The sequence below is a fragment of the Rhodoferax koreense genome, from assembly GCF_001955695.1.
Taxonomy (GTDB): domain Bacteria; phylum Pseudomonadota; class Gammaproteobacteria; order Burkholderiales; family Burkholderiaceae_C; genus Rhodoferax_B; species Rhodoferax_B koreensis.
The window spans coordinates 2,250,473-2,275,097 of the sequence record NZ_CP019236.1 but is presented as its reverse complement, the minus strand read 5'-3'; the positions used below and the strand labels follow the sequence as shown (position 1 = coordinate 2,275,097).

At 66.2% G+C, this 24,625-nt stretch carries 29 protein-coding genes; 19 read left to right on the top strand and 10 right to left on the bottom strand.

Annotated features, from left to right (window positions below; genetic code table 11):
• Positions 1 to 46: 46 nt before the first annotated feature.
• A complete protein-coding gene (locus RD110_RS10700) occupies positions 47 to 823 on the top strand; it encodes an MBL fold metallo-hydrolase (protein WP_076199281.1) in 777 nt (258 codons plus the stop codon).
• Between the two features lie 72 nt (positions 824 to 895).
• Here the strand turns inward: RD110_RS10700 and RD110_RS10695 are convergent, their stop codons facing one another.
• The 3 genes from RD110_RS10695 to RD110_RS10685 all read right to left on the bottom strand — a co-directional run bounded on the left by RD110_RS10695 (position 896) and on the right by RD110_RS10685 (position 3,063).
• Complete coding sequence (locus tag RD110_RS10695; RefSeq protein WP_076199279.1) at positions 896 to 1,201, bottom strand: hypothetical protein; 306 nt, start codon at positions 1,199 to 1,201, stop codon at positions 896 to 898.
• Between the two features lie 195 nt (positions 1,202 to 1,396).
• Positions 1,397 to 1,912 carry a hypothetical protein gene (locus RD110_RS10690; RefSeq protein WP_076199277.1) on the bottom strand — a complete coding sequence of 172 codons (516 nt, stop codon included), beginning with the start codon at positions 1,910 to 1,912 and terminating at the stop codon, positions 1,397 to 1,399.
• Positions 1,913 to 1,938: 26 nt separating this feature from the next.
• Positions 1,939 to 3,063: a JmjC domain-containing protein gene (locus tag RD110_RS10685; RefSeq protein ID WP_076199275.1), complete on the bottom strand. Its 1,125-nt coding sequence runs from the start codon at positions 3,061 to 3,063 to the stop codon at positions 1,939 to 1,941.
• A 123-nt stretch (positions 3,064 to 3,186) separates the two neighbouring features.
• On the opposite strand from RD110_RS10685, the gene RD110_RS10680 reads away from it, so the two are divergent.
• The 8 genes from RD110_RS10680 to RD110_RS10645 all read left to right on the top strand — a co-directional run bounded on the left by RD110_RS10680 (position 3,187) and on the right by RD110_RS10645 (position 10,875).
• On the top strand, positions 3,187 to 3,711 hold the full coding sequence (locus tag RD110_RS10680) for an FKBP-type peptidyl-prolyl cis-trans isomerase (protein WP_076199273.1): 525 nt from the start codon (positions 3,187 to 3,189) through the stop codon (positions 3,709 to 3,711).
• A 193-nt stretch (positions 3,712 to 3,904) separates the two neighbouring features.
• Complete coding sequence (locus RD110_RS10675) at positions 3,905 to 4,906, top strand: LysR family transcriptional regulator (protein ID WP_076199271.1); 1,002 nt, start codon at positions 3,905 to 3,907, stop codon at positions 4,904 to 4,906.
• 128 nt (positions 4,907 to 5,034) lie between these two features.
• Positions 5,035 to 5,826, top strand: coding sequence for an ABC transporter ATP-binding protein (locus tag RD110_RS10670; protein ID WP_204250051.1), 792 nt, complete (start codon positions 5,035 to 5,037; stop codon positions 5,824 to 5,826).
• A 170-nt stretch (positions 5,827 to 5,996) separates the two neighbouring features.
• The gene (locus RD110_RS10665) at positions 5,997 to 6,794 is read left to right on the top strand and encodes an ABC transporter permease (protein WP_076199267.1); all 798 of its coding nucleotides are present in this window, start codon (positions 5,997 to 5,999) and stop codon (positions 6,792 to 6,794) included.
• 62 nt (positions 6,795 to 6,856) lie between these two features.
• On the top strand, positions 6,857 to 7,858 hold the full coding sequence (locus RD110_RS10660; RefSeq protein ID WP_076199265.1) for an ABC transporter substrate-binding protein: 1,002 nt from the start codon (positions 6,857 to 6,859) through the stop codon (positions 7,856 to 7,858).
• 134 nt (positions 7,859 to 7,992) lie between these two features.
• Positions 7,993 to 9,270, top strand: a complete 1,278-nt coding sequence (locus RD110_RS10655) for an MFS transporter (RefSeq protein ID WP_076199263.1) — start codon at positions 7,993 to 7,995, stop codon at positions 9,268 to 9,270.
• Positions 9,271 to 9,324: 54 nt separating this feature from the next.
• Positions 9,325 to 10,086: a cysteine hydrolase family protein gene (locus RD110_RS10650; protein WP_076199261.1), complete on the top strand. Its 762-nt coding sequence runs from the start codon at positions 9,325 to 9,327 to the stop codon at positions 10,084 to 10,086.
• Between the two features lie 33 nt (positions 10,087 to 10,119).
• Positions 10,120 to 10,875: an isochorismatase family protein gene (locus tag RD110_RS10645; RefSeq protein ID WP_076199259.1), complete on the top strand. Its 756-nt coding sequence runs from the start codon at positions 10,120 to 10,122 to the stop codon at positions 10,873 to 10,875.
• 1 nt (position 10,876) lies between these two features.
• Here the strand turns inward: RD110_RS10645 and dut are convergent, their stop codons facing one another.
• Genes dut through coaBC form a run of 3 tightly spaced genes read right to left on the bottom strand, consistent with a single transcriptional unit; the run spans position 10,877 to position 12,931 of the window.
• Positions 10,877 to 11,323: a dUTP diphosphatase gene (dut, locus tag RD110_RS10640; RefSeq protein ID WP_076199257.1), complete on the bottom strand. Its 447-nt coding sequence runs from the start codon at positions 11,321 to 11,323 to the stop codon at positions 10,877 to 10,879.
• A 43-nt stretch (positions 11,324 to 11,366) separates the two neighbouring features.
• Positions 11,367 to 11,651: a hypothetical protein gene (locus RD110_RS10635; RefSeq protein ID WP_076199255.1), complete on the bottom strand. Its 285-nt coding sequence runs from the start codon at positions 11,649 to 11,651 to the stop codon at positions 11,367 to 11,369.
• Positions 11,648 to 12,931, bottom strand: a complete 1,284-nt coding sequence (gene coaBC, locus RD110_RS10630) for a bifunctional phosphopantothenoylcysteine decarboxylase/phosphopantothenate--cysteine ligase CoaBC (protein ID WP_076199253.1) — start codon at positions 12,929 to 12,931, stop codon at positions 11,648 to 11,650. The genes RD110_RS10635 and coaBC overlap by 4 nt, the downstream gene beginning before the upstream one ends.
• A gap of 94 nt (positions 12,932 to 13,025) precedes the next feature.
• Here coaBC and RD110_RS10625 point away from each other — a divergent pair, with 94 nt between their 5' ends.
• The 7 genes from RD110_RS10625 (at position 13,026) to RD110_RS10595 (ending at position 18,969) form a co-directional block, all read left to right on the top strand.
• Entirely contained in the window at positions 13,026 to 14,705 is a 1,680-nt protein-coding gene (locus RD110_RS10625) for a CTP synthase (protein ID WP_076199251.1), read from the top strand.
• Positions 14,702 to 15,556: a 3-deoxy-8-phosphooctulonate synthase gene (gene kdsA, locus RD110_RS10620; protein WP_076199249.1), complete on the top strand. Its 855-nt coding sequence runs from the start codon at positions 14,702 to 14,704 to the stop codon at positions 15,554 to 15,556. Before RD110_RS10625 ends, kdsA begins: the two co-directional genes overlap by 4 nt.
• The gene (locus tag RD110_RS10615; protein ID WP_076199247.1) at positions 15,553 to 15,843 is read left to right on the top strand and encodes a DUF1330 domain-containing protein; all 291 of its coding nucleotides are present in this window, start codon (positions 15,553 to 15,555) and stop codon (positions 15,841 to 15,843) included. Before kdsA ends, RD110_RS10615 begins: the two co-directional genes overlap by 4 nt.
• Before the next feature lie 49 nt (positions 15,844 to 15,892).
• Positions 15,893 to 17,179 carry a phosphopyruvate hydratase gene (gene eno / locus RD110_RS10610; protein ID WP_076199245.1) on the top strand — a complete coding sequence of 429 codons (1,287 nt, stop codon included), beginning with the start codon at positions 15,893 to 15,895 and terminating at the stop codon, positions 17,177 to 17,179.
• 20 nt (positions 17,180 to 17,199) lie between these two features.
• A complete protein-coding gene (ftsB, locus tag RD110_RS10605; RefSeq protein ID WP_076199243.1) occupies positions 17,200 to 17,478 on the top strand; it encodes a cell division protein FtsB in 279 nt (92 codons plus the stop codon).
• A 163-nt stretch (positions 17,479 to 17,641) separates the two neighbouring features.
• Positions 17,642 to 18,286, top strand: coding sequence for a nicotinamide riboside transporter PnuC (gene pnuC, locus RD110_RS10600; RefSeq protein ID WP_076199242.1), 645 nt, complete (start codon positions 17,642 to 17,644; stop codon positions 18,284 to 18,286).
• Positions 18,283 to 18,969, top strand: a complete 687-nt coding sequence (locus RD110_RS10595) for an AAA family ATPase (protein WP_076199240.1) — start codon at positions 18,283 to 18,285, stop codon at positions 18,967 to 18,969. Before pnuC ends, RD110_RS10595 begins: the two co-directional genes overlap by 4 nt.
• Here the strand turns inward: RD110_RS10595 and RD110_RS10590 are convergent.
• Positions 18,966 to 19,700: a GntR family transcriptional regulator gene (locus tag RD110_RS10590; RefSeq protein WP_083686212.1), complete on the bottom strand. Its 735-nt coding sequence runs from the start codon at positions 19,698 to 19,700 to the stop codon at positions 18,966 to 18,968. The two genes, RD110_RS10595 and RD110_RS10590, sit on opposite strands and share 4 nt — an antisense overlap.
• Positions 19,701 to 19,939: 239 nt before the next feature.
• Between RD110_RS10590 and RD110_RS10585 the strand changes: the two genes are divergently transcribed.
• Positions 19,940 to 20,833, top strand: coding sequence for a polysaccharide deacetylase family protein (locus RD110_RS10585; RefSeq protein ID WP_076199238.1), 894 nt, complete (start codon positions 19,940 to 19,942; stop codon positions 20,831 to 20,833).
• Positions 20,834 to 20,844: 11 nt separating this feature from the next.
• Positions 20,845 to 21,264, top strand: coding sequence for a hypothetical protein (locus RD110_RS10580; protein WP_157900129.1), 420 nt, complete (start codon positions 20,845 to 20,847; stop codon positions 21,262 to 21,264).
• Here RD110_RS10580 and hslO read toward each other — a convergent pair.
• Both hslO and RD110_RS10570 read right to left on the bottom strand, forming a co-directional pair.
• A complete protein-coding gene (gene hslO / locus RD110_RS10575; protein ID WP_076199234.1) occupies positions 21,258 to 22,241 on the bottom strand; it encodes an Hsp33 family molecular chaperone HslO in 984 nt (327 codons plus the stop codon). The two genes, RD110_RS10580 and hslO, sit on opposite strands and share 7 nt — an antisense overlap.
• A gap of 32 nt (positions 22,242 to 22,273) precedes the next feature.
• A complete protein-coding gene (locus tag RD110_RS10570) occupies positions 22,274 to 22,798 on the bottom strand; it encodes a gamma carbonic anhydrase family protein (protein WP_076199221.1) in 525 nt (174 codons plus the stop codon).
• Between the two features lie 71 nt (positions 22,799 to 22,869).
• Between RD110_RS10570 and RD110_RS10565 the strand changes: the two genes are divergently transcribed.
• On the top strand, positions 22,870 to 23,664 hold the full coding sequence (locus RD110_RS10565) for a ferritin-like domain-containing protein (protein ID WP_076199219.1): 795 nt from the start codon (positions 22,870 to 22,872) through the stop codon (positions 23,662 to 23,664).
• Here the strand turns inward: RD110_RS10565 and RD110_RS10560 are convergent, their stop codons facing one another.
• Positions 23,665 to 24,504, bottom strand: coding sequence for an alpha/beta hydrolase (locus tag RD110_RS10560; RefSeq protein ID WP_239467214.1), 840 nt, complete (start codon positions 24,502 to 24,504; stop codon positions 23,665 to 23,667).
• Positions 24,505 to 24,625: the final 121 nt, after the last annotated feature.

Genomic DNA, 24,625 nt, shown 5'->3' with positions numbered 1-24,625 from the left:
TTGTCGAAGCACCAGGCCCATGCGTTCCCAACATGCCTTAGACCGGATGATCCGCTTTAAAAATCTCGGCAGCGGCAGCACGGGCAACGCCACCGTCATCGAAGCTGGCAATGGCCTCCAGACGAAGCGACTGCTCGTCGACTGCGGCCTCGGCATCCGCCAACTCGATTTCCGCCTGAACCAGGCCGGCCTGCAGGCCGACGAGATCGACGCGATCTTCATCACCCACGAACACAGCGACCACATCGGCTGCGTGCGCCAGATGGCATTGCGTTACCGCATCCCGGTGTGGATGAGCCAGGGCACCCACCTCGGCATGGGACTCGCCGATTTCGACGGCCTGCTGCACGTCGCGCGCGACAGCCAGCCCATCGACCTGGGCGAATTGCAGGTGCTGCCGTTCACCGTGCCGCACGATGCGCGCGAGCCGTTGCAACTCAGCTGCACCGATGGCGCCGGACGGATGGGCGTGTTGACCGACCTCGGCCATGCCAGCAGCCACGTGCTGGAGCATGTGGCCGGCTGTCACACCCTGCTGCTCGAATGCAACCATGACCCGGAACTGCTCAGTGCCTCGCGGTATCCGCCCTTCCTCAAGCGGCGCGTCGCCGGGCCCTATGGCCACCTAGCCAACCAAGCCGCGGCCGAGATTGCCGAAGCCGTCGCAGGCACCGGCCTGCGCAAGATCGTGGCCGCCCATCTGAGCCAGCAGAACAACCGGCCCGATCTGGCGCTGGCCGCGCTGGCCGGGGTGTCCGCCTGCGCGGCCGTGGAGATGCTGGTGGCGCATCCGGTCGACGGCACGGATTGGCTGGCCGTGTAGGCGGATCGCGGACCTCCTCGCCAGACGAAAAAAAGCCACCTCGCGGTGGCTTTTTGGAGAGCGCTTGAAGAATTACTTCTTGGCAGCGTCGGCCGCAGCCTTGGCAGCGTCGCCGGCGGCCTTGGCCGCATCGCCAGCGGCGGAAGCGGCGTCGGTGGCCGCAGCGCCAGCGGAGGCAGCAGCAGCGCCAGCGGAGGAAGCGGCGTCGGTGGCAGCGGAAGCGGCGGCTTCAGGAGCCGGTGCGGGTGCCGGTGCGGCTGCAGGAGCCGGTGCTTCGACAGGCGCAGGTGCTGGCGCAGGAGCCGGCTCTTCTTTTTTACCACAGGCGGCCAGGGCAGCGGCGGCAACCAGGGCTGCCAGTACAAGCGATTTGTTCATTGCAAAAATTCCTTTTATTTAGGGAAAACAATTTCCGGAAACTGTCACCGCAACCCTGTTGTGATGACCGAGAGAAAGCACTCGAGCTCTTTCAACTCAGCCCGAAATTATAACCGGCGGCCCTGGCAATGATTGTTAACCCTTAGTGAAGCCGCCGCGGCGCGCCCTGCTCTGGTGCGCAAAAGCCACATGTCGCTACAGCCCGAGCACCGTTGCGGGGAACGCCGGGCTGCTGCGGCGCAGCCATTCGTTGAGGCTTTCCTGCAGATCGACGCGCCGACGCGGCTCGTCGCCACTGATGCCGGTGCAGTGCTCCAGATCGAGCCGGCGCATCACCCAGGACGGCCCGATCAGGCAACTCGGCAGGCTCGACGGATCGGCGCGGCGCGCATGGCCCGGTACGGCGCGGCAGTCGATCAGGTGCGACCAGGTACGGCGCCAGTTCACGAAGCGCGGGTGGCGCCTGGTGACGGCATCGAAACTGTCGGCGAGCATGGTCCACTTGCGGCCCGATCCGGCCCAGGCCTGCAGGGCGTCGACCACGGCGCGCTCGCCGAGCGGCCAGTCCTCGAAGTTCGAATCGCAGACGGTGATCTCGCGCCAGCCCTGATGGGCAGCCTGGCACAGCGCGTCGCGCAGCAGTTGCTGAAAGGCTGCGCGGCCCTCGAAGCGGCCATTGGGCAGCGGCGTGGAAAGTGATGCCTCGTCCATGCGAACTCCTTGACGTTCCTTGAGGTTTACCGGGTCGCGTGCGCCCATCCCGATGCACACCACGAGGCCAGCAATTCGCGGGCATCGTCGCTGGCGCGCACCAGGTCGGCAGCGGTCAGCAGCCGCCGATCGGCGAGCCGGCGCATCAGGCTGGCGTCGCGGCCGCCCGCGCGGTAACTCTCGCCGTTGATGAACACGTGCTGCGCGTCATACATCATGCGGGTGCGGCGGTCCAGGGTCAAACCCGAGGCGACGTCGACCGGCTCGTCGCCGCCGTCGAACCACAGGTTGGCCTTGGGCTCGGTCAGGACTTCACCCAGCGCGCAGGCCAGCGCCAGCGGATCGGCCAGCAGCGCCTCGAGCGTGCCGCGCGCGAAGCCCTGCAGGGCCTCGGGAATCGCAGCCGGCGCGTCCACGGCCGGCTGCGCCGGGTCCCTGTACAGGACCTCGCCCAGCACCTCGTCGGCCTCGTCGCCCATGCGCTGCAGCAGTTCACGCGCGAGTTCGCCGCGCTTGGGCGCGCGGAATCCGATGGAATACGTCATGCATTCGCCTTCGGCCACGCCGTCGTGGGCATAACGCGGCGGCAGGTAGAGCATGTCACCGGGCTCGAGCACGAATTCCTGCTCGGGCTCGAAATTGGCCAGGATCTTCAGCGGCGCGCCGTCGACCAGGCTCAGGTCCTTCTGTCGGCCGATGCGCCAGCGCCGCCGTCCGTGGGCCTGCAGCAGGAAGACGTCGTAGCTGTCGAAATGCGGGCCGACGCCGCCGCCGTCGCTGGCGTAGCTGATCATCAGGTCGTCGAGCCGCGCGTCGGGCGCGAAGCGAAACTGCTGCAGCAGCGCGTGCACCGCATCGACGTGCTGGTCCACGCCCTGCACCAGCAGCGTCCAGCCGGGCTGCTTCACCGGCGGCAACGCGCGCCGCATGAATGGGCCCTGGCGCAGCTTCCAGCTGGTGCCCACCTGCTGCACCAGGCGCGACTCCACCGCCTCATCGCCGGCCAGGTCGAACAGGGCCGCGCGGTCGAGCAGCGGCTTGAGGCCGGGCACGGCCTGGCGGATCAGCAGCGGCTTCTTCTGCCAATGGCGCTTCATGAACTGCTGCGGGCTCAGGCCGCCGAGCAGCGGCAGGCCGGTTGAGATATCCATGGGATCGTTCTGCTTTCTTTTTGTCGATGAACGGCCGATTCTCCCTCCTGCCGCCGGCCACGGCCGCGCTGCCTACAATCGGGACAACTCGTTCAACGCGCCGCCTCCGCGGCCATTCCCGTTATGGAAATCACCCCTCAATGTGTCGTGGCCCTGACCTGGACACTCAAAGACACCCTCGGCGAAGACCTCGACGTGCTCAACGACCCGGTGGAATTCGTGGTCGGCGGCGATGACCTGCTGAAGAAGGTCGAGGAGGCGCTACAGGGCCACGTGGTGGGCGACCAGCTCGACCTGCACCTCGAACCCGAAGACGCGTTCGGCGATTTCAACGACCAGTTGATCTTCCTCGAGGCGCGCGCGCTGTTTCCGGCCGTGCTCGAGGAAGGCATGAGTTTCGACGGCCAGGCCCTGCCTCAGGGCGTGAATCCCGACATCCCGAAAGACCGCCTGTACGTCGTGACGGACATCTATCCCGAACACGTGGTACTCGACGGCAACCATCCGCTTTCGGGCATCGCGCTGCGGCTGCACCTCACGGTAAACGGCGTGCGCGAAGCCACCGAAGAGGAAATCGGCAGCGGCACGGCGGGCACGGGCTTCTTCAAGGTGCAGACGGGCACACCGGCCAGCGGCACGCTGCACTGACGCCTGCACAGCGAAGGCCGGCGTTGGCCGGGGCCATGTGACGCAGCGCGACGATGGCCCGCATCCGATCGCCGATGGCGCGTTTTTTGCGTCCCGGCCGTGTCGCTTGCGAAACGGACCCGCATACCGGCGGGCCCCGCACCGACGGTACGGACGCCCTTTTATGCATGTTGATGAAGTGAATCTTCCGAGCGTGGACCTTAACCTGCTCAAAGTGTTCGTCACGGTCATGAACGAAAAAAGCATCACGGCCGCTGGCGCCCGGCTGGGCCTGACGCAATCCGCCACCAGCAATGCGTTGAACCGTCTGCGCACCCATTGCCAGGACCCGCTGTTCGTGCGCACCTCGAATGGCATGGAGCCGACTTCTTTCGCGCTCGATCTGTTCACCCCGGTCTCCGAAGCGCTGAACACCATCAAGGAGACCTTCGAGCAGCGCGCTTCGTTCGAGCCGGCCACCTCGTCGCGCACCTTTCGTGTGATGCAGACGACCTTCGGTGAACTGCAGTTCCTGCCGGACCTAATCGGAACGCTCCAACGACTGGCACCCCAGGTGAAGGTGGTGGCGCTGACCCTGCCGCGCGAGCAATACCGCGAAGCGCTCGAAGACAACACCGCCGACCTGGCCATCGGCCGCCTGCCATCGGGCCAGTTCGTGCAGCGGCACCTCTACGACGACTCTCTGGTCTGCATCATGCGGCGCGGACATCCGATGGTCGGCCCGCTGAGCATGGACCAGTTTCTTGCCACACCGCAGTTGGCCTTCGCCGAGACCTTCCAAAGCGAGATGCTGGTGCGGCGCGCCTTGCTCAAGAAGGCCTCCGAGCGGCCCATCGTGCTCAAAGTCTCCAGCACCGCATCCGTCGCAGCCACGCTGGAGAAGACCAACCTCATCGCCGCCGTGCCCATGAGCTGGTACCAGCGTCTGCCGCACCGCCGCGCCTTCCGCATCTGCGCCTTGCCCTTCGAGACGGGGCGCCTGCATGTGCACCAGTTCTGGCATGAACGCAACCAGCACGACCCCGGCCACCGCTGGCTGCGCAACCAGATCGCCGGACTGTTCACCGACTTCGCACAGCGCATGGCAGCGACCAGCGCGGTAGAAGCCGCCAATGAGCCGGGCGACGACCTCGGCCATGGTGCGGCCGATGTGTTGGGCGATAGCCCGATCCCCGGCGGACCTCTATTTATTTGATGAATTGAGCCTATACATTTTCGAGCGTTGCCGCGCCAAGAGCCCCTGCCTACGATGAAGCCATGCCCGGTGCGAGACCGCATGAACCCATGCGGGACACCGGTGCAGACTCATTCTTCGGAGATGGTGTGGCACAGATCAAAGTCGAACTCAGCGGCGTTTCGCAGCAGTTTCCCCGGCCGGATGGCGGCATCTTCACCGCGCTCGAAAAGGTCACGATACGGATCGAGGCCGGCAAATTCATCAGCCTGATCGGCCCCTCGGGCTGCGGCAAAAGCACCATCTTCAATATCGTCGCCGGCTTGCAGCAGCCGTCCGATGGCGAGGTCATCATCAACGGCCGCGAATCCACCGGCATGGTCGGTGCGGTTGGCTACATGCTGCAGAAAGACCTGCTGTTCCCCTGGCGCACCGTGATCGACAACATCGTGCTCGGGCTGGAGGTGCGCGGCGTCGCGCGCAAAGAGGCCAGGAACTACGCCATGCCCTTCCTCGAGAAATACGGCCTCGGCGGCTTTGCCGACGCCTATCCCGGCACGTTGTCGGGCGGTATGCGCCAGCGGGCCGCGCTGTTGCGCACCCTGTTGTTCGACAGCGACGTGATCCTGCTCGACGAACCTTTTGGCGCGCTCGACGCGCAGACCCGTTCCCACATGCAGGAATGGCTGCTGCAGATCTGGCAGGACTTCCAGAAGACGGTGATCTTCGTCACGCACGACGTGGAAGAAGCCGTCTATCTCTCCGACGAGATCTACGTGATGGCCGCCCGCCCGGGCCGGGTGATCTCGCATCTCAACGTGCCCATCGAGCGGCCACGCCCGCGCTCGATCACGCTGAGCCGCGATTTCCGCGAGATGAAGTCCGAATGCCTCAATCTGCTCGGCCACTTCGAGGATGAGGCCGAGGTTCAGTCGCACTGAGCCGCCCGCGGCCGACCTCATCGAAGACGCGCGCTCCACAAACTCCAAGGTATCTCATCGCCATGAATGTTGCTGACCCCTCACTGCTCGCCGTCGGTGCCCACGCGGCCGTCCCCGCCCCGCCCAAGCTTGCCTCCGCGCCGCAGCATCAGCCCCCGCCCAAACCGAAGATGGCTCAGATCAGGCTGCGCAAGCTGCCGGCCGAGCGGGTCTGGCCGGCCTGGTTTTCCGTCGCGCTCCAGCTCGTCACGCTGGTGGCTGCGCTCGGCTTCTGGGAACTGGCCACCATCCAGAAATGGCTGGACCCGTTTTTCTGGTCCAAGCCCACCGACATCTACGCCATGCTGAAGATCTTCTTCACCGCTGGCGACGCCTGGACCGACATCTGGTTCACCTTCCGCGCTGCCATCGTCGGCTTCGTCCTCGGCACCAGCGCCGGCAGCCTGATCGGCCTGTCCTTCTGGTGGTCGCGCAACTACGCCAACTTCGCGCAGCCCTACATCATCTGCTTCGAGTCCATACCCAAGCTGGCGCTGGCGCCGCTGATCATCCTGATGTTCGGCATCGGCGTATCGTCCAAGATCGCCATCGCCGTGGCACTGACTGTCGTCGTCTCCACCTTGACCACCTTTTCCGGCGTGAAGTCGGTCGATGCGGACCTCACGCGGCTGATGTATTCCATGGGCGCCTCGCGTTGGCAGGTGTTTCGCAACGTCGTCGTGCCGTCCGTGCTGCCCTGGGGCATCTCGGTGCTGCGCGTGAACATCGGCCTGGCGCTGACTGGCGCCATCGTCGGCGAATTCATCTCCTCGCAACACGGCCTGGGCCGCGCCATTCTGTACGCCGGCCAGACCTACGAGATCGCCCTCGTCTGGGTCGCCGTACTGGTGTTGTCGTGCCTTTCGATCGCCATGTACCTCGCCGTGTCGTGGCTCGAAAAGGTGCTGCTCAAACACGTCAAGCGCTGAAGCCGAACGCCATCCCTGCGACCTTTCCTTTCGCCATCTCATCACCTTCCAGGAACATCACCATGCACAACATCAGCCGCCGCCGTTTCGCTCAGCACACGCTCGGAGGCTCACTGGGCCTGGCCGCCGCCGTCGCCCTGCCGGGCCTGGCCCGCGCCCAGTCCGGCATGACCGAGCTCGTCGTGGCCGAGCCCGTCCACTCCACCGGTTACCTGCCGCTCTACGTGGCGCTCAACCAGGGCTACTTCACCGAAGAGAAGATCAACCTGAAGGTCCTCACCGTGGAAAGCGGCTCCGGCCATACCAACGCCGTGCTGACCAAGCAGGCCTTCGCCTTCATCGGCGGCCCGGAACACAACGCCTTCGCCAAGGCCAAGGGTGCCGAGCTGCGTGCGGTCGTCAACGTGGTGAATCGTGGCAACGTCTACCTCGTTGCGCGCAAGGGCACAAGCCCCAAGGACAAGAACTACGGCGCCTACATGAAGGGCAAGCGCATCGCGACCGGCTTCTATGGCGGCACACCCAATTCCATCACGCGTTACCTGATCAAGGAATGGGGCCTGCAGGCCACGGATGTCGAATTGCAGGAACTCAGTGTCGCCGCGGGCCTGGCCGCCATCAAGGCCGGCGCTGCTGACGTGGCCGTAGTGACCGAGCCGCTGCTCACGCGCGGCGTGCGCGAAGGCCTGTGGGACGAACCCTTCTTCAACATCCCGATGGAGCTCGGCGACTACGCCTACTCCACCCTGAACGTGCGCAAGGAGTCCATCGACACCGAACCGCAGGTCGTCGCCGGCTTCGTGCGCGCCGTTGTCAAAGGCCTGAAGGCCACCTATGCCAACCCGGCCATGGCGGCCGAAATCGCCAAAAAGGAATTCCCCACCATGGCCCTGGACGACATGAAGGCCACCATCGACCGCTCGTTCGCCGACAGCATCTGGAGCAAGGACGGCAGGATCGCCCCTGGCGCCTGGACCACCGGCTCCAAGGTCGTGCGCGCGGCCAACATCCTGAAGACCGATGTCGCCTACACCGAGATCATCGACATGCGCTTCGTGAGCTGAACGCGCCCGCATGAGCCGCAGGCAGGCGCGCTGACCAAGTCGGTCATCCGCGCCTGCCCATCTGCCCCTGACCCCTCCTTTCCCTTGCGGCCCCACCGGGGCGGCAAGGCCCCGCCACGCCCAAACGTCCCAGCATGCCGTCCAGCTTTTCCGTACCACCAGACCCCAGCGCCACCACCTACCGCCAGATCCTGCGCGCGCAGCCGGCCCTCGTGGTCGTCATGCTGAGCGTCGCCGGCCACATGGTCATGAACGGCGCGATGGCACCCATGCTCTCCCTCTACGCCAGCTCCTTCGGCGTCAGCGAGATCGCCATCGGCTTCGTCATCACCGTCTTCGGCATCGGCCGCCTGCTGGCCGACATTCCCGCGGGCTTGCTCGCCGAAAAACAGGGCCGGCGCCTGTGGCTATGGCTCGGGCCGCTCGCCGCCGGCATCGCGTCGGTCGGCGCCGCATTGACCCACGACTTCGATACGCTCGTGGCGTTCCGTTTCGTGCAGGGCATCGGCTCCGGCATCTACATGACGGTGGCCGCCATCGTCTGCGCCGACATCTCCACGCCCGCCACGCGCGGCCGCGTCATGGCGCTGTACCAGGCCGCCGTGCTGACCGGTGGCGGCCTCGGCCCGGCCATCGGCGGCGTGAGCGCCGACCTGTGGGGCCCGCGCTTCACCTTCTGGATTTCAGCCGCCATCGCACTGGGCACCGCGGCCTATGTGCTGCTGCGCATGCCCGAGACGCACGGCCGACATCCCCACCCACAAATCACACACCCCGCAGTGCGTGCTTCGGCCCACGGTCTCGGCGCGCTGGTCGCGGTCATCTCCATGCTGCCGTTGCTGATGCTCTTCGCGGTCAACTTCGCCATCTTCTTCTCGCGCTCCGGCGGGCAGTGGACGGTGCTGCCGCTGCTCGGCAGCAGCCGCTTCGGCCTGAGCGCGAGCCAGATCGGCGCTGCGCTCGCACTTTCTTCGCTCATCAACCTGCTGGTGCTGCCCTGGGTCGGCACACTTGGCGACCGCTTCGGCAACGCCCGCATCATCCTGGCCTCCTCGGCCCTGACTGCCGGCGCACTGGTCACGGTGGCGACGGCGCCCACGGTGCCCGTTTTCTGGCTGGGCACGGCGCTGTTGGGCATCGCCGGTAGCTTCGTCGCGCCGGCCGTGGCGGCCCATGCCGCCAACCATGCACCGGGCGGTCAGTTCGGCGCGACCATGGGCGCGCTGCGTTTCGGCGGCGACCTCGGCTTCGTCTGCGGGCCGGTCTTCCTCGGCGGCGTCATCCAGCTTTTGCGCACCGGCCATGGCAGCGCGCTGATGGTCAACGCCGCCCTCGTCGCACTCGCAGCGCTGGCCTTCGCATGGGCCATGCAACGCACGGCACGAACCGCCAGCGCCACGGCCGCGCCCTGACTTTCCCAATCCCCTTCGCCCCTTCCCTCCTCCTCAACTCAACGAAAGCCTCCAATGACTGAACGCATCTGGGACAAATTTCTGACCGAACAGGACAAGGCCGTATTCAAGGCCTCCGGCTACGGTGCCCTCGCTGCCTGGGGCAAGCGCCCGGCGCTGCTGGTCATCGACGTGAGCTACGCCTTCGCCGGCGAGGAGCCCATGCCGATTCTCGAATCCATCAAGAAGTGGCGCACCGCCTGCGGCGAGGACGGCTGGGAGGCCATGCCCGTGCTGCAAAAGCTCATCGAGGTCAGCCGCGCCAAGGGCATTCCCGTCATCTACACCACCGGCACCAGCCGCGCCGACGGCTGGACGGCCGGCTCCTGGGCCTGGAAGAACGGCCGCCGCAAGGAAGCCCCGCCCAAGACCGCACTCGGCCTGGACGGCAACACCATCGTCGAGGAGATCAAGCCTGGCCCGCGCGACCTGGTGCTGCGCAAGGAGAAGCCGTCCGGCTTCTACGGCACGCCGCTGGAAAGCTATCTGCAACTGCTCGGCTGCGACTCCATCATCGTCACCGGCACCACCACTTCGGGCTGTGTGCGCGCCACCGTGCTCGATGCCTTCTCGCTGAATTTCCGCAGCACCGTGGTCGAAGACGCCTGCTTCGACCGCTCCCAGGCCAGCCACGCCATCAACCTGTGCGACATGAACGCCAAATACGCCAACGTGCTGCATTCGAATCAGGTGCTGGACCATCTGGCCAGTTATCCCGAAGGCCAGTTCGACCTGCCTACCGGCGAAGGCATCGACACCAACACCGTCTGGTACTGAACACCAGCCCGCCACCCCCAACAAGGCAACACCATGGACCACAGCGAACTCTGGACCCCTTTTCTCACCGAGCGTGACCGCGAAGTCTTCAAGGCCTCCGGCTTCGGCGCCGTCGGCGGCTTCGGCAAACGTCCCGCCTTCCTCGTCATCGACGTCTCCTGGGCCTTCTGCGGCCAAAAGGCCGAGCCGGTGCTCGAATCCATCAAGACTTGGCCCAACTCCTGTGGCGCCGTGGCCTGGGACGCGATTCCCGTCATCGACAAGGTCGCCCAGGCCTGCCGCGCCAAAGGCCTGCCGGTGATCTACACCACCGGCGTCGTGCGCGACGACAAATGGGACATGGGCAGCTGGGGCTGGAAGAACGAACGCGTCGACGAAGCCAACAAATCCGTCGTCGAGCAGGCCAGCGCGGGCTTGCCGGACGGCAACGAAATCGTCAGCGCGATCGCACCGCAGGCGCAGGACATCGTCGTGCTGAAACAGAAGCCCTCCGGCTTCTTCGGCACCAACCTGCACGCCTATCTGCAATTGCTCGGCTGCGACTCCGTCTACGTCGTCGGCACCACCACCTCGGGCTGCGTACGCGCCACAGTCATCGACGCCTTCAGCCGCAATTTCCGCGTCGCCGTGATCGCCGACGGCTGTTTCGACCGCGCCCAGGCCAACCATGCCGTGAACCTGGCCGACATGCATGCCAAATACGCCGACGTGGTTTCGCACGAGGATGTGCTCGCACACATCGCCAGCCTGGAAACCGGCATGTTCAAGCTGCCCAAGGGCGCGGTCTGATTCAGGCCTTGCCCGTGGAACCGTAGCCGCCCTCGCCGCGCTGCGAGGCGGCGAATTCGTTGACCACGTTGAACTCAGCCTGCACCACCGGCACGATCACCAGTTGCGCCAGCCTTTCCATCGGTTCGATGGTGAAGGCCGTGGGGCTGCGGTTCCAGGCGCTTACCATCAACTGGCCCTGGTAGTCGCTGTCGATCAGCCCGACCAGGTTGCCCAGCACGATGCCGTGCTTATGGCCCAGGCCGGAGCGCGGCAGGATCAGCGCGGCATAACCTGGATCCTTGAGGTAGATGGCGATGCCGGTGGGCACGAGCTGCCAGGCGTTGGGCGCCAGCGTGAGCGGCGCGTCCAGGCAGGCGCGCAGGTCGAGGCCGGCGCTGCCGGGTGTGGCATAGGCGGGTAGTTGGTCCGCCATGCGGGCGTCCAGGATCTTCACGTCGATTTTCATGCTTCGGATTTTCAGTCATCGCCCGCAGGCGATCGGTTGGGTGTCAGCGGTGTTGCTGCTTCTTGGCCGCGGCCGCGAGCGCCTGCTCCAGCCGCTGCAGCAAAGGCAGGGCCAGGTTGCGCACGGCCGGCGACTGTCGCAGGGCCGCGGTTTTCAGGTTGGCCAGCGGCTCGGCGGCAACGGCGCGCGGCCGGCCCCGCGGCACGGCGTCAGGGTTGGCTTCGGCGACTGTCGGGCGCAGGGCCTGGTAGGCCGGCGAACTCCGCTCCAGCGCTTCGAGGTAACGCACGAAGTCGCCATCGGGCGGTGTTTCGGCGGAGAGCTTCATGCGGCGCGCTCCGCGTTCGAGGCCCGCGACCGGGGCGGCTCGACGTGCAGGCGCGCGGCGATTTGTGCCACCAGCGCCTGCGCCAGGCTGCGTTTGCTCGCGCGCGGCAATTCCTGCGCGCCCTGGGCATCGACCAGCAGCAAGGCATTGTCGTCCTGCCCGAAAGTGGCCGGGCCGATGTTGCCCACCAGCAGCGGCACGTCCTTGCGCGCGCGTTTGGCCTGGGCGTTGGCCAGCAGATTCTGGCTTTCGGCGGCGAAGCCGACGCAGAACAAGGCGCCGCTCTGCGCGCGTGCCGACTGCGCCACGGTGGCCAGGATGTCGGTGTTCTCGACAAATTGCAGTTCGGGCGGCCGGCCCGAGCCGTCCTTCTTGATCTTCTGCTCGGCCGGGTTGGCGGGCCGCCAGTCGGCCACGGCTGCGGCCGCTATGAAGACCGTAGCAGCCGACGCAGCATGCATCACCGCTGCGAGCATGTTTTGTGCTGATTTCACGTCCACGCGCTTGACACCACGCGGCGTCGGCAAACCGACCGGGCCCGCCACCAGCGTCACCTGGGCACCGGCTTCCACGGCCGCGCGCGCGATGGCAAAGCCCATCTTGCCGCTCGAGAGGTTGGTGATGCCGCGCACCGGGTCGATGGCCTCGTAGGTCGGTCCGGCGGTGACCAGCACATGCTGGCCCGCGAGCGGCTTGGGCGCGAAGAAGGCGATGAGGTCATCGAGCAACTGCGCCGGCTCGAGCATGCGGCCGTCGCCGGTCTCGCCGCAGGCCTGCAGGCCGCTGCCCACGCCGAGCAGCACCGCGCCGTCGGCCTGCAGCTGTGCCAGGTTGCGCTGCGTGGCCGGGTGCGCCCACATCTCGCGGTTCATAGCGGGTGCGATCAACAGCGGCACCTGGTCGATCGGCCGCGCCAGGCACAGCAGGCTCAGCAACTCGTCGGAGCGGCCCTGCGCCAAACGCGCCGCGAAATCGGCACTGCACGGCGCGATGAGGATGGCGTCGGCCTCGCGGCTGAGGTTGATGTGCGGCATGTTGTTCGGCTCGCGCGCATCCCACTGCGAGCCGTACACCGTGCGCAGGCTCAGCGCCTGCATGGTCACGGCCGTGATGAACTGCTCGGCGGCCTCGGTCATCACCACCTGCACCGTTGCGCCCTGCTTGATCAGCAGCCGGCACAGCTCGGCCGACTTGTAGCAGGCGATGCCGCCGGAGAGGCCGAGCACGATGTGCCGGCCCGCGAGGTCGCCGGCCACCGCCGGAAGATTGTTCGTATCCATTCGCCGCAATGTAGCCTACCTGCGAAGAAGGGCCTTGACGGCCCCCTATAATCTCCGTTTACCACCTCCTTGGGATTGATTCCCGACCCCCGACATGACCAAATTTGTCTTCGTCACCGGCGGTGTGGTGTCTTCCCTGGGCAAGGGAATCGCCTCAGCCTCCCTCGCTGCGATTTTGGAGTCGCGAGGCCTCAAAGTCACTTTGATCAAGCTGGACCCGTACCTCAACGTGGATCCGGGCACCATGTCGCCGCTGCAGCATGGCGAAGTCTTCGTCACCGACGACGGCGCCGAGACCGACCTCGATCTGGGCCACTACGAGCGTTTCGTCGAAACGCGCATGCGTCGCAGCAACAACTTCACCACCGGCCAGATCTACCAGAGCGTGCTCGACAAGGAGCGCCGCGGCGACTACCTCGGCAAGACCGTGCAGGTGATCCCGCACGTGACCAACGAGATCCAGGAATTCATCAAGCGCGGCGCGCGCGTGGGTGAACCCGATGCGGTCGACGTGGCCATCGTCGAGATCGGCGGCACGGTCGGCGACATCGAGTCCCTGCCCTTCCTGGAGGCCGTGCGCCAGATGAGCCTGAAGCTCGGCCCGAACAACACGGCCTTCGTGCACCTGAGCTACCTGCCGTGGATCGCCGCGGCCGGCGAACTCAAGACCAAGCCGACCCAGCACACGGCCAAGCAGCTGCGCGAGATCGGCATCCAGGCCGACGCGCTGATCTGCCGCGCCGACCGCCCCGTGCCGCAGGACGAACGCTCCAAGATCTCTCTGTTCTCCAACGTCCCCGAATGGGGCGTGATCTCGATGTGGGACGTGGACACCATCTACAAGGTGCCGCGCATCCTGCACGAGCAAGGCCTGGACGGGCTGATCTGCGACAAGCTGCGGCTGAACACGCCGCCGGCCAACCTCAAGCGCTGGGACGCGCTGGTCTACGAGACCGAACACCCGCAGGGCCAGGTCAGCATCGCCATGGTCGGCAAGTACGTGGACCTGTCGGACAGCTACAAGTCGCTCAACGAAGCGCTGCGCCACGCTGGCATGAAGAACCACGTCAAGGTCAAGATCGAATACATCGATTCGGAGACCATCACGCCGCAAAGCGTGTCGCGGCTCGACCAGTTCGATGCGATTCTGGTGCCCGGCGGCTTCGGCAAGCGCGGCATCGAAGGCAAGATCTGCGCGGCACGCTTCGCCCGCGAGCACAAGATGCCCTACCTCGGCATCTGCCTGGGCATGCAGGTCGCCACCATCGAATTCGCCCGCCACGTGGCCGGCCTGAAGGACGCCAACAGCACCGAGTTCGAACCGGACACGCCGAACCCCGTCATCGCCCTCATCACCGAGTGGAAGGATGCCGACGGCACGATCAAGACCCGCAACGAGAAGTCCGACCTCGGCGGCACCATGCGCCTGGGCGCGCAGAGCTCCGACGTCGCCCCCAACACCCTGGCCCACAGCATCTACGGCGACGTGGTCACCGAGCGCCACCGCCACCGTTACGAGGCCAACGTGAACTACCTCGACCGCCTGCGCAGCGCAGGCCTGGTGATCTCGGCGCTCACGCAGCGCGAACAGCTCACCGAGATGGTGGAGTTGCCGCAAAGCCTGCATCCGTGGTTCGTCGGCGTGCAGTTCCACCCCGAGTTCAAGTCCACGCCATGGGACGGCCACCCGCTGTTCAACGCCTTCATTCGCGCTTCGCTCGATCATCAGAAGCAAGCCACGGCGCTGCCGGCCGTCGAGGTCGTCACAGCATGAAGCTTTGTGGTTTCGACATCGGCCTGGACAAGCCTTTCTTCCTCATCGCGGGCCCGTGTGTCATCGAGTCCGAACAGTTGCAAATGGACGTGGCCGGAACGCTCAAGGAAATCACCTCGGCCCTCAGCATCCCGTTCATCTTCAAGAGCAGCTTCGACAAGGCCAACCGCAGCAGCGGCAACACCTTCCGCGGCCCGGGCATCGACCGTGGCCTGGAGATCCTGGCCAAGGTGAAGCGCGAACTCGGCGTGCCGGTGCTGACCGACATCCACGACGAATCGCAGATCGCGCAGGTTTCCGGCGTGGTCGACGTGCTGCAGACGCCCGCCTTCCTGTGCCGCCAGACCGATTTCATCCGTGCCGTGGCCCAGTCGGGCCTGCCGGTGAACATCAAGAAGGGCCAGTTCCTCGCGCCGCACGACATGAAGAACGTGATCGACAAGGCCCGCGCCGCCGCGCGCGAAAAAGGCCTGAACGAGGACAACTTCATGGCCTGCGAACGCGGCGCCAGCTTCGGCTACAACAACCTGGTGAGCGACATGCGCAGCCTGTCCATCATGCGCGAGACGAACGCACCGGTGGTCTTCGACGCCACGCATTCGGTGCAGCTGCCCGGCGGCCAGGGCACGAGTTCCGGTGGCCAGCGCGAGATGGTGCCGGTGCTGGCGCGTGCGGCCGTGGCCGTGGGCGTGGCCGGGCTGTTCATGGAAACCCATCCCAACCCCGCGGTGGCGATGAGCGACGGCCCGAACGCCGTGCCCTTGAAACACATGAAGGCGCTGCTCGAAACCCTGGTGGCGCTCGATGCCGTGACGAAAAAGACCCCGTTCCTGGAGACCAACTTCGAATGACCAGCGCCTACATCATCGCCAACGTGCAAGTCCACGATGCCGAGCAGTACGAGGAATACAAGAAGTGGTCGTCCGCGGCCATGAAGGCGCATGGCGCCGAAGTCTGCGTTCGGGGTGGCAAGATCGAGGTGCTCGAAGGCGACTGGACGCCCGAGCGCATCGTCATCCTCAAGTTCCCGACGTTCGAGGCCGCCAAGGCCTTCAACGATTCGGCCGAATACGACAAGGCACGCCAGGCCCGCAAGGGCATCGCGGTGATGCGCATGGTGTTGGTCGAAGGCGTCTGATTCGAAACCACACGCCGGTTCTGATTTTTTAGCTCTGAAAGAAAAAGCAATGAGTGCAATTGTTGACATCGTCGGCCGCGAGATCCTGGACAGCCGCGGCAATCCCACCGTGGAATGCGACGTGCTGCTGGAATCCGGCGTGATGGGCCGTGCGGCCGTGCCGTCTGGCGCGTCCACCGGCTCGCGTGAAGCCATCGAACTGCGCGACGGCGACAAGAGCCGCTACCTCGGCAAGGGCGTGCTCAAGGCGGTGGAACACATCAACACCGAGATCTCCGAAGCCGTGCTCGGCCTGGACGCTTCGGAACAGGCCTTCCTCGACAAGACGCTGATCGACCTGGACGGCACCGAGAACAAGAGCCGCCTCGGCGCCAACGCCATGCTGGCCGTCTCGATGGCCGTGGCCCGCGCCGCCGCCGAGGAAGCCGGCCTGCCGCTGTACCGCTACTTCGGCGGCATGGGCAGCATGCAGATGCCGGTGCCGATGATGAACGTCATCAACGGTGGCGCCCATGCCAACAACAGCCTGGACATCCAGGAATTCATGATCATCCCGATCGGCGCGCCGAGCTTCCGCGAAGCCCTGCGCTACGGCGCCGAGGTGTTCCACGCACTCAAGAAGATCCTGAACGACCGCCACATCAGCACCGCCGTGGGCGACGAAGGCGGCTTCGCCCCCAGCGTCGAAAGCCATGAAGCCGCGATCCAGCTGATCCTGGAAGCCATTGCCGCCGCGGGCTACACCGCGGGCGAACAGATCGTGCTCGGCCTGGATTGCGCGGCCAGCGAGTTCTACAAGGACGGCCAGTACGTGCTCGAAGGCGAAGGCGGCATCAAGCTGTCGGCCGAGCAATGGACCGACATGCTGGCGAGCTGGTGCGACAAGTACCCGATCATCAGCATCGAGGACGGCATGGCCGAAGGCGACTGGGATGGCTGGAAACACATCACCGAGCGCCTGGGCAAGAAGGTGCAGCTGGTGGGCGACGACCTGTTCGTCACCAACACCAAGATCCTGCAGGAAGGCATCGACAAGCACATCGGCAATTCGATCCTGATCAAGATCAACCAGATCGGCACCTTGACGGAAACCTTCGCCGCCATCGAAATGGCCAAGCGCGCGGGCTACACCGCCGTGATCAGCCACCGTTCGGGCGAAACCGAAGACTCGACGATCGCCGACATCGCGGTGGGCACCAATGCCGGCCAGATCAAGACCGGTTCGCTGAGCCGTTCGGACCGCATGGCCAAGTACAACCAGCTGCTGCGCATCGAGGAAGACCTGGGCGACATCGCGACCTACCCTGGCCGCGCCGCCTTCTACAACCTTCGCTGACTCGCAGGTAGCAGGCGCTCATGGGCTCACGTGTCGTTCCGGTGATCCTGCTCGCCTTGCTGGCGATGCTGCACGCCCAGCTCTGGCTGGGCCGCGGCAGCGTGCCGCAGGTCAACCAGCTGCAGCAAAAGCTGGAGCAGCAGAAAGCCAACAACGCCAAAGCCCAGCTGGCCAACGAGCGTCTGGCGGCCGAGGTGCGTGACCTGAAGGAAGGCCTGGAGATGGTCGAGGAACGCGCCAGGATGGAACTCGGCATGGTCAAGCCCAACGAAATCTTCGTCCACGTGAGTAAAAAGTAACACCCCCAGGTTGGCTCACTGCGTGTAGCCGCCCACCCCCTTGCAGGGGGCGACACCAGCGGCCGGGCAAAGCCCGTTCCGCGGTGTCCCTGGAATAAGGCAGGCACGTCCTTCACGTCCGTTCGTGCTGAGCTTGTCGAAGCACCACCCTCGAAACGCCAAGATGACCGATGTGTGGAACACCTTGTGGGCGCTGGCGGAGCAAACCGCTTTCACGCTCTGGGGCGCGCCCACCACCTGGCTGGAACTCGTTGCCGTGGTGTTGGCGCTGGCCATGGTGTTGTGCAACATCCGAGAAATCCATTGGGGCTGGCCGCTGGCCATCCTCAGTTCGCTGCTGTATGGCGAACTGTTCTGGCGCAACCGGCTGTATGGCGATGCGGCGCTGCAGGGCGTCTTCGTCGTCCTGGCTTTCTGGGGCTGGTGGCAGTGGCTGCGGGGCCATCGGGCGGGCGGCAGCAGTCTGCACGTGCAATACTTGCCAGGCATGGGTGCTCTCAAAACGCTAGCTGCCTGCGCCGTGCTGTGGCCCGTCACGGGCCTGATTCTTCAAAATTTCACCAATACCGACGTCCCCTGGTGGGACGCGTTCCCGACCGCTGTCAGCCTGGTGGGCCAATACCTGCTGGGCCGCAAGTACATCGAGAACTGGCTGGCCTGGATCGCGGTAAACACGGTGAGCGTCGGCCTGTTCGCGTACAAGGGGCTGTGGCTCACCGCCGTGCTCTATACCCTTTTCATCGTCCTCAGCGTGGCCGGCTGGCGCGCCTGGCGCGACCGCGCGGTGCAGCAGGGGGCGGCTGCATGAGCGACGTCGTCACCATCGCGCTGCTGGGTACCGAAAGCACGGGAAAAACCTGGCTCACCCAGGCGATGTCCAGAGCCTTGGCCGCGCGCGGGCACCGCGTGGCGACGGTGGCCGAATGGCTGCGCACCTGGTGTGACCAGCACGGCCGCACGCCGCGGCCCGACGAGCAGGCCGGCATCGCCCAGACCCAGGCCAGCCACGTGCGCCAGGCCGTCGCGCAACTGGCCGGCGAGCCCTCGGCATCGCCAGGCTTCGTCATCGCCGACACCACGCCGCTGATGACCGCGATCTACAGCGACTGGCTGTTCGGCGACGATTCGCTCTACGCCATGGCGTTGGCCCATCAGCAGACCTACATCCACACCCTGGTCACCGGCCTGGACCTGCCCTGGGTGGCCGACGGCCTGCAGCGCGACGGCCCCCAGGTGCGCGCGCCGATCGATGCCCTGCTGCGCGGCAAGCTGGCGCAGGGCGACGTGCCCTACAAGGTGATCTACGGCAGCGGCGACGAGCGGCTGCACAACGCATTACAGGCCTGCCAACTGCTGCCCTCCCCCGCCTCGCGGGATCCGGCCAGCCCCGAGGCCGGCGCCGAGCGCTGGGTCTGGACCTGCGACAAGTGCAGCGACCCGGCCTGTGAACACCGGCTGTTCAGCCGGCTCACCAAGCCGCCGGCAAGCTAACGGAACGCGTCCTCCAGCGACCGCGATTCCTCGATGCGCGGCGCCAGCTTCAGCCCGCGTTCGATGTGCGCCAAATGGTGCAGCATCAGCGCCGCCGCGCCCTCGGTGTCGCGCGCCTCGATGGCTGCCAGCAGGCGTTCGTGTTCGTCCTGCGGACAGCTTTCACTACCCGGCGCGTCGTAGAGGATGATGCTCAGGCAGGTCAGCGACTCGAGTTCGCGCAGCGTGCGCGCGAGGAAGCCGTTGCCGGCGATCTCGGCGATCAGCAGATGGAATTCGCCGGTCAAGGGCATCAGCGCATAGGGGTTGCTGCCCGCGCGGGCCCTTGCCTCGCGCGCCACATGGCTGCGCAGCGTGGCGATCTGGCGCGCCGTGGCCTGGCGGGCGGCCAGGCGCGCGAGTTCGGGCTCGATGAGCCGGCGTGTGGCGAACACCTCGCGCGCCTCCTCCGGCGTGGGGCTGGTAATGAACGCGCCGCGGTTGGGGAAATTTGTGGCGATGCGGTCGTGCACCAGCCGGCCGATGGCCTCGCGGATCTTGGTGCGGCTGACCTCGAACAATTCGGCCAGCCGGTGCTCCACGAGTTGCGTGCCCGGCGGCAGCCGGTGTTCGAGGATGGCGGTGAGGATGCGCTCATGGATCTGGTCGACGCTCAACGCCACTTCGGTGGCCGTTTTCGCCGTGACCGTGCGTGGTTTTCGGATCGTCGTCTTGGCCGCTGGGGTTGGCATCGTGGTTCACCTGTAGGGAAGATGCCCGCGGCCGTGGAGTCGACCTCGAGCGCGCATTGCATCCGATTATGCATAGTCGCCAATCGATCCACGAATGGCATTCCATGCACCAGCCACGGGCAGCCCGACGCACCAATCCGAGTCACCATCGCGCCAATTGACGACTCAACCCTTCAGCAACCCTGGCATCAAGATTGCATGCCATTCTATAAAACATTGCATGCTTTATAGGATTTGACATGCCACTCGCCAACTTCCCGCTGCGCCATCACGCCCGCTATGCCGACAGTCCCATCACACGCCGCGCGCCGTTCGCCTGGCCCGAAGGACGCGGGCTGGCGGTCTATGTGGCGCTGAATCTCGAGCAATACGCGTTCGGCGAAGGCCTGGTGGAGGACCTGGTGCCCGGCATTCCCGGGCCGGACGTGCTCAACAACAGCTGGCGCGAATACGGCAACCGTGTCGGCGCGTGGCGCCTGCTCGAGTTGTTCAAGTCGCTGGCACTGCCGCTGTCGCTGCTCGTCAATTCCGCGCTGTACGAAACCTGCGGCCCGCTGCTGGCGGCCTTCCGGGCGCATGGCGCCGACTTCGCCGCGCATGGCCGCACGAACTCCGAGCACCAGGCCGACCTGCCCGAAGACGGCGAGCGCGCGCTGATCGACGAAGTCACGCGCACCATCGCCGGGCATGAGGGCCGCCACCCCGGAGGCTGGCTCAGCCCATGGATCGCCGAGACAGCCATCACCCCCGACCTGCTGCGGGAGGCTGGCTACGGCTACGTGCTGGACTGGTGCATGGACGACCAGCCCGTATGGTTGGCCACGCGCGACGGCGGCCGCATCCTGTCGGTGCCCTATCCGCAGGAGCTCAACGACAGCGCGGCCATCATCGGCCGGCACATGGGGGCGCGAGATTTCGCCGACATGGTGATCGACCAGTTCGAGGAGATGCGCCTGCAGGCACGCGAACAGCCGCTGGTGATGGGTATCTCGCTGCATTCCATGATCGCCGGCCAGCCGCACCGCATCCGCCACCTGCGCCGCGCGCTGGCGCACATTGCCGCGCAGCGCGAGCACTGCTGGATCACCACCGCCGGCGCCATCGCCGAACACGCCGCACGCCACATCGACTGAGGAGTCCCACCATGCAACACCCTCCCCCGCCTCAACTCGAAACCGCCGTGTCGCAGCTGCGCGTGGCCATCGCGCTGTTCCTGGAGGTGCGCGAATACGGCGAGGTCATCACGCTGGCCCGCACCGCCGAGCAGACGCTCGAAGACCTGGCGCGCGAAGCCAAGCAGGCGCCAAGGTTTCGCGGCCTCAACGGCTCGCATCAAAGGCTGGGTGCCGAGGCTGAGAAGGCGTTTGCCAAGCTCGGCGTCAAATGTGGCGATTTGAGGCGTCACAGTTGGGGCCTGCCGATCGAATTCGGCCTGGAGGCCGAGGCCATGCGGCTGATCAACCGCGCTGTCGAGAAATACCGGCTGCTGCACGCACGGGCCGCCAGCTTCATCCTGGTCTACGAACGGCGGCGCGACGTGTTGATGCGCCGCGCGTCCTACTGAACGCTGGAAGGCCCCGGCAGCGTCGCGTCCGGCTTCACGAAAAGCTGCGCGGCATCCACCGCGTCGAAGCGGTACTGCTGGCCGCAGAACTCGCAGCCGACCTCGACTTCGGCGCGTTCGGACAGAATGCCTTCCACTTCGTCGCGGCCCAGGCTCTGGATCATGTTGCCCACGCGTTCGCGGCTGCAGGTGCAGTGGAACCTGGGCGCCGTTTCGCCGGCATAGGGCGCGAACATCAGCACCTGCTCTTCCCAGAAAAGGCGGCGCAGGATGGTGTCGACGTCCAGCGTCAGCAGTTCCTCGCGCTTCAGCGTGGACGCCAGGTGCGCGATGCGGTTGTAGTGTTCGTTGACGCCGATCTCATCCTCGTCGGCCTGGCGGCCGCCGGCCAGGTTCGCCTCGCCCTTGGCCGGCAAACGCTGGATCAGCAGGCCGGCAGCCACCTTGTCGTCGGCGGCCAGCACCAGCAAGGTGTCGAGCTGTTCGCTCTGCAGCATGTAGTGCTGCAACACGTCGCTGACTTTCTCGAGCTTCTCGCGCTGGTCACCGAACAGCGGCACCACGCCCTGGTAGGGCTGCTGGCCGGGGAACTTGGTCTTGGGGTCGAGCGTGATCGCGCAGCGGCCCTGGTTGGTCACATTGACCATCTGGGAGAGCGTGGCGTCGGCCGCCACCTCGCCCATCACACTGGCGGTGGCGCGCAGGCTCAGGTCGGGCTGCACCTCGACCACGGCCAGCTTGACCGGGCCGTCGCCGAACACCTGCAGCACCAGCGCGCCGTCGAACTTGATGTTGGACTGCATCAGCGCCGCGGCCGCCGTCATCTCGCCCAGCAGTTCGGCCACCGGCGTCGGATAGGCGCCCACGGTGGTGTTCGACGCACGACGGCGCAGAATCTCCTGCCAGGCATCGGTGAGCCGTACGATGGAGCCGCGCACCGGCAGGCCGTCGAAGAGAAATTTATGGAGTTCGGACACGCATGGACCTTGATAAACAGATGAAGTGCGGCTCAACCGACTTTTTTCAACCCGCTGCGGTAACGCCGCGCGTTGTCGATGTAGTGCTGCGCGCTGCGCTTGAAGCCGGCGATCTGCTCGGGCGTGAGCTGGCGCACCACCTTGGCCGGGCTGCCGAGGATCATCGAGCCGTCTGGAAATTCCTTGCCCTCGGTGACCAGCGAACCCGCGCCGACCAGGCAATTCTTGCCGATGCGCGCGCCGTTGAGCACCACCGAGCCGATGCCGATCAGCGTCTCGTCGCCGATGGTGCAGCCGTGCAGCATCACCTGGTGGCCGATGGTGACGTTCTCGCCGATGACCAGCGGCACGCCCGCGTCGGTGTGCAGCACGCTCAGGTCCTGCACGTTGCTGCCGCGGCCGATGCTGATCAGGTGGTTGTCGCCACGGATCACCACGCCGAACCAGACGCTGCTGTCCTCCGCCAGGCTCACCTCGCCGATGACTTCGGCGCTGTCGGCCACCCAGGCCGTGGGCGCGAGCGTCGGGGCTTTGCCGTCGAGTTCGTAGATGGCCATGTGTCGATCTCCTGGGTGCCTGTTCGATGGGGTTGGCACGATTGTAGGTAGGGATGACCTAGGATGCCGCCATGACCTCCCTGCGCCAACAATGCCTCGCGCTGCTGCGCGAGCGCGACCCTGACCGCAAAGCCGCCGGTGCGCGCGCGCTCGACGCGGCGGGCCACGTCGACACGCACGAAGCCCTGGCCGAGCCGCCGGGCATTCCCGGCCGGCCCGACCGGCCCGAACTGTTCGCCAAGCTGCAGTTCAGGAAACAGTCGCTGCACACCCCGGAAGGCCGGGCCGTGTTGATCCATTCGCTGGCCCACATCGAACTCAACGCCATCGACCTGGCGCTGGACATCTGCTGGCGCTTTCCCGGCATGCCACCCGCGTTCTACGCCGACTGGCTCCGGGTGGCCAACGAGGAAGCCCTGCATTTCGAACTGCTGCGCGACCATCTGCACGGGCTCGGCCACGCTTACGGCGACTTCCCGGCGCACACCGGGCTCTGGGACATGGCCGAACGCACGAAGCACGATCTTCTGGCGCGGCTGGCGCTGGTGCCGCGTACGCTGGAGGCGCGCGGGCTCGACGCGTCGCCGCCGGTGCGGGCCAAGCTCATCGGCGCCGGCGACCACCGCGCCGGTGACATCCTCGCCATCATCCTGCGCGACGAGATCGGCCACGTGGCCATCGGCAACCACTGGTACCGCGTCGAATGCGCCCGACAGGGGCTCGACCCCGTGGCCATCTACCCGGGCCTGGCCGCGCGCTACGAGGCGCCGCGGCCGCGTGCGCCGTTCAATCTCGAAGCACGGCGCGCGGCCGGCTTCGAAGAGGCCGAACTCGCGGCCCTGAACCAACCCTCTGACGGCGCTTGATCAGCCTGGCGGCAAGGCCTCGCCACGCACGAAGGCCAGCACCGGAGGCAACACCGGCGCCAGCCAGTCCAGCGGCCGAGCCAGCGCGGCCACGGTGCGCACATGGCCGATGCCTTCGATGATGCGCACCTCTACCTCGGTGCCCGAAGCACGCAGCCGACGCGCCAGGCCTTCGGTGTTGCGCCGCGGATCGACCACGGTGTCGGCACTGCCGGCGATCAGCAAGGTGCGCGGCGCCCTGGCCATGGCGTGGTTGATCGGCTGCGAATCCGCCGGCGTACCGGGAAAGCCGAACGCCACCTTGACCTCGGGATCGACGATCGGCAGGAAATCGTAGGGGCCGGCCAGGCCGATCCAGCCCGCGAGCCGGCCCGGCGCGAGGCCGACTTCCCCCAGCCAGCGCGGATCGAGCGCCAGCATGGCCGCGTTGTAGGCGCCGGCGGAGTGGCCCATCAGCATGACACGTGCCGGTTCGCCCCCGTAGTCGCGTGCATGGGCCAGCGTCCACTGCAGGGCCAGCGCGCCGTCGCGCAGCATGTCGCCATACCGCACCTGCGGGCTGAGCCGGTAGTCGGCCACCACCGCGACGATGCCGTTGGCGGCCAGCGCCTCGCCGACGAAGCGGTAGTCGGCACGTTCCCCGCGGGTCCAGTTACCGCCATAAAAAAACAGCACCACGGGCGCACCGCCCGGCGGCGGCGTGCCGTTGGGCTGGTAGACGTCGAGCCGCTGGCGCGGATCGGGGCCGAAGGCCAGGCCAGGATCGCTGGTGTAACTGCGATGGGAAACCAGTTTGTCAAGCGCAGCGGTGGCCGAGCACCCGCTCAGCAACGTGGCCATGGCGGCGCCCAGAAGGCTGCGCCGACGGGTGGTTCGAGTGTCTGGTGCAAAGGAGGACATGGTGATATCTGAAGGATTGTCCGCCAGTACGCGGAAAAACGCTGTCCGGATTCAAGGTCAA

Bases quoted from the DNA above. Each gene is read 5' to 3' on its own strand.
- RD110_RS10700 (WP_076199281.1), top strand. From the start codon at position 47: ATGATCCGCTTTAAAAATCTCGGCAGCGGCAGCACGGGCAACGCCACC.
- RD110_RS10695 (WP_076199279.1), bottom strand. From the start codon at position 1,201: ATGAACAAATCGCTTGTACTGGCAGCCCTGGTTGCCGCCGCTGCCCTG.
- RD110_RS10690 (WP_076199277.1), bottom strand. From the start codon at position 1,912: ATGGACGAGGCATCACTTTCCACGCCGCTGCCCAATGGCCGCTTCGAG.
- RD110_RS10685 (WP_076199275.1), bottom strand. From the start codon at position 3,063: ATGGATATCTCAACCGGCCTGCCGCTGCTCGGCGGCCTGAGCCCGCAG.
- RD110_RS10680 (WP_076199273.1), top strand. From the start codon at position 3,187: ATGGAAATCACCCCTCAATGTGTCGTGGCCCTGACCTGGACACTCAAA.
- RD110_RS10665 (WP_076199267.1), top strand. From the start codon at position 5,997: ATGGCTCAGATCAGGCTGCGCAAGCTGCCGGCCGAGCGGGTCTGGCCG.
- RD110_RS10660 (WP_076199265.1), top strand. From the start codon at position 6,857: ATGCACAACATCAGCCGCCGCCGTTTCGCTCAGCACACGCTCGGAGGC.
- RD110_RS10655 (WP_076199263.1), top strand. From the start codon at position 7,993: ATGCCGTCCAGCTTTTCCGTACCACCAGACCCCAGCGCCACCACCTAC.
- RD110_RS10650 (WP_076199261.1), top strand. From the start codon at position 9,325: ATGACTGAACGCATCTGGGACAAATTTCTGACCGAACAGGACAAGGCC.
- RD110_RS10645 (WP_076199259.1), top strand. From the start codon at position 10,120: ATGGACCACAGCGAACTCTGGACCCCTTTTCTCACCGAGCGTGACCGC.
- dut (WP_076199257.1), bottom strand. From the start codon at position 11,323: ATGAAAATCGACGTGAAGATCCTGGACGCCCGCATGGCGGACCAACTA.
- RD110_RS10635 (WP_076199255.1), bottom strand. From the start codon at position 11,651: ATGAAGCTCTCCGCCGAAACACCGCCCGATGGCGACTTCGTGCGTTAC.
- coaBC (WP_076199253.1), bottom strand. From the start codon at position 12,931: ATGGATACGAACAATCTTCCGGCGGTGGCCGGCGACCTCGCGGGCCGG.
- RD110_RS10625 (WP_076199251.1), top strand. From the start codon at position 13,026: ATGACCAAATTTGTCTTCGTCACCGGCGGTGTGGTGTCTTCCCTGGGC.
- kdsA (WP_076199249.1), top strand. From the start codon at position 14,702: ATGAAGCTTTGTGGTTTCGACATCGGCCTGGACAAGCCTTTCTTCCTC.
- RD110_RS10615 (WP_076199247.1), top strand. From the start codon at position 15,553: ATGACCAGCGCCTACATCATCGCCAACGTGCAAGTCCACGATGCCGAG.
- eno (WP_076199245.1), top strand. From the start codon at position 15,893: ATGAGTGCAATTGTTGACATCGTCGGCCGCGAGATCCTGGACAGCCGC.
- ftsB (WP_076199243.1), top strand. From the start codon at position 17,200: ATGGGCTCACGTGTCGTTCCGGTGATCCTGCTCGCCTTGCTGGCGATG.
- pnuC (WP_076199242.1), top strand. From the start codon at position 17,642: ATGACCGATGTGTGGAACACCTTGTGGGCGCTGGCGGAGCAAACCGCT.
- RD110_RS10595 (WP_076199240.1), top strand. From the start codon at position 18,283: ATGAGCGACGTCGTCACCATCGCGCTGCTGGGTACCGAAAGCACGGGA.
- RD110_RS10590 (WP_083686212.1), bottom strand. From the start codon at position 19,700: ATGCCAACCCCAGCGGCCAAGACGACGATCCGAAAACCACGCACGGTC.
- RD110_RS10585 (WP_076199238.1), top strand. From the start codon at position 19,940: ATGCCACTCGCCAACTTCCCGCTGCGCCATCACGCCCGCTATGCCGAC.
- RD110_RS10580 (WP_157900129.1), top strand. From the start codon at position 20,845: ATGCAACACCCTCCCCCGCCTCAACTCGAAACCGCCGTGTCGCAGCTG.
- RD110_RS10570 (WP_076199221.1), bottom strand. From the start codon at position 22,798: ATGGCCATCTACGAACTCGACGGCAAAGCCCCGACGCTCGCGCCCACG.
- RD110_RS10565 (WP_076199219.1), top strand. From the start codon at position 22,870: ATGACCTCCCTGCGCCAACAATGCCTCGCGCTGCTGCGCGAGCGCGAC.
- RD110_RS10560 (WP_239467214.1), bottom strand. From the start codon at position 24,504: ATGGCCACGTTGCTGAGCGGGTGCTCGGCCACCGCTGCGCTTGACAAA.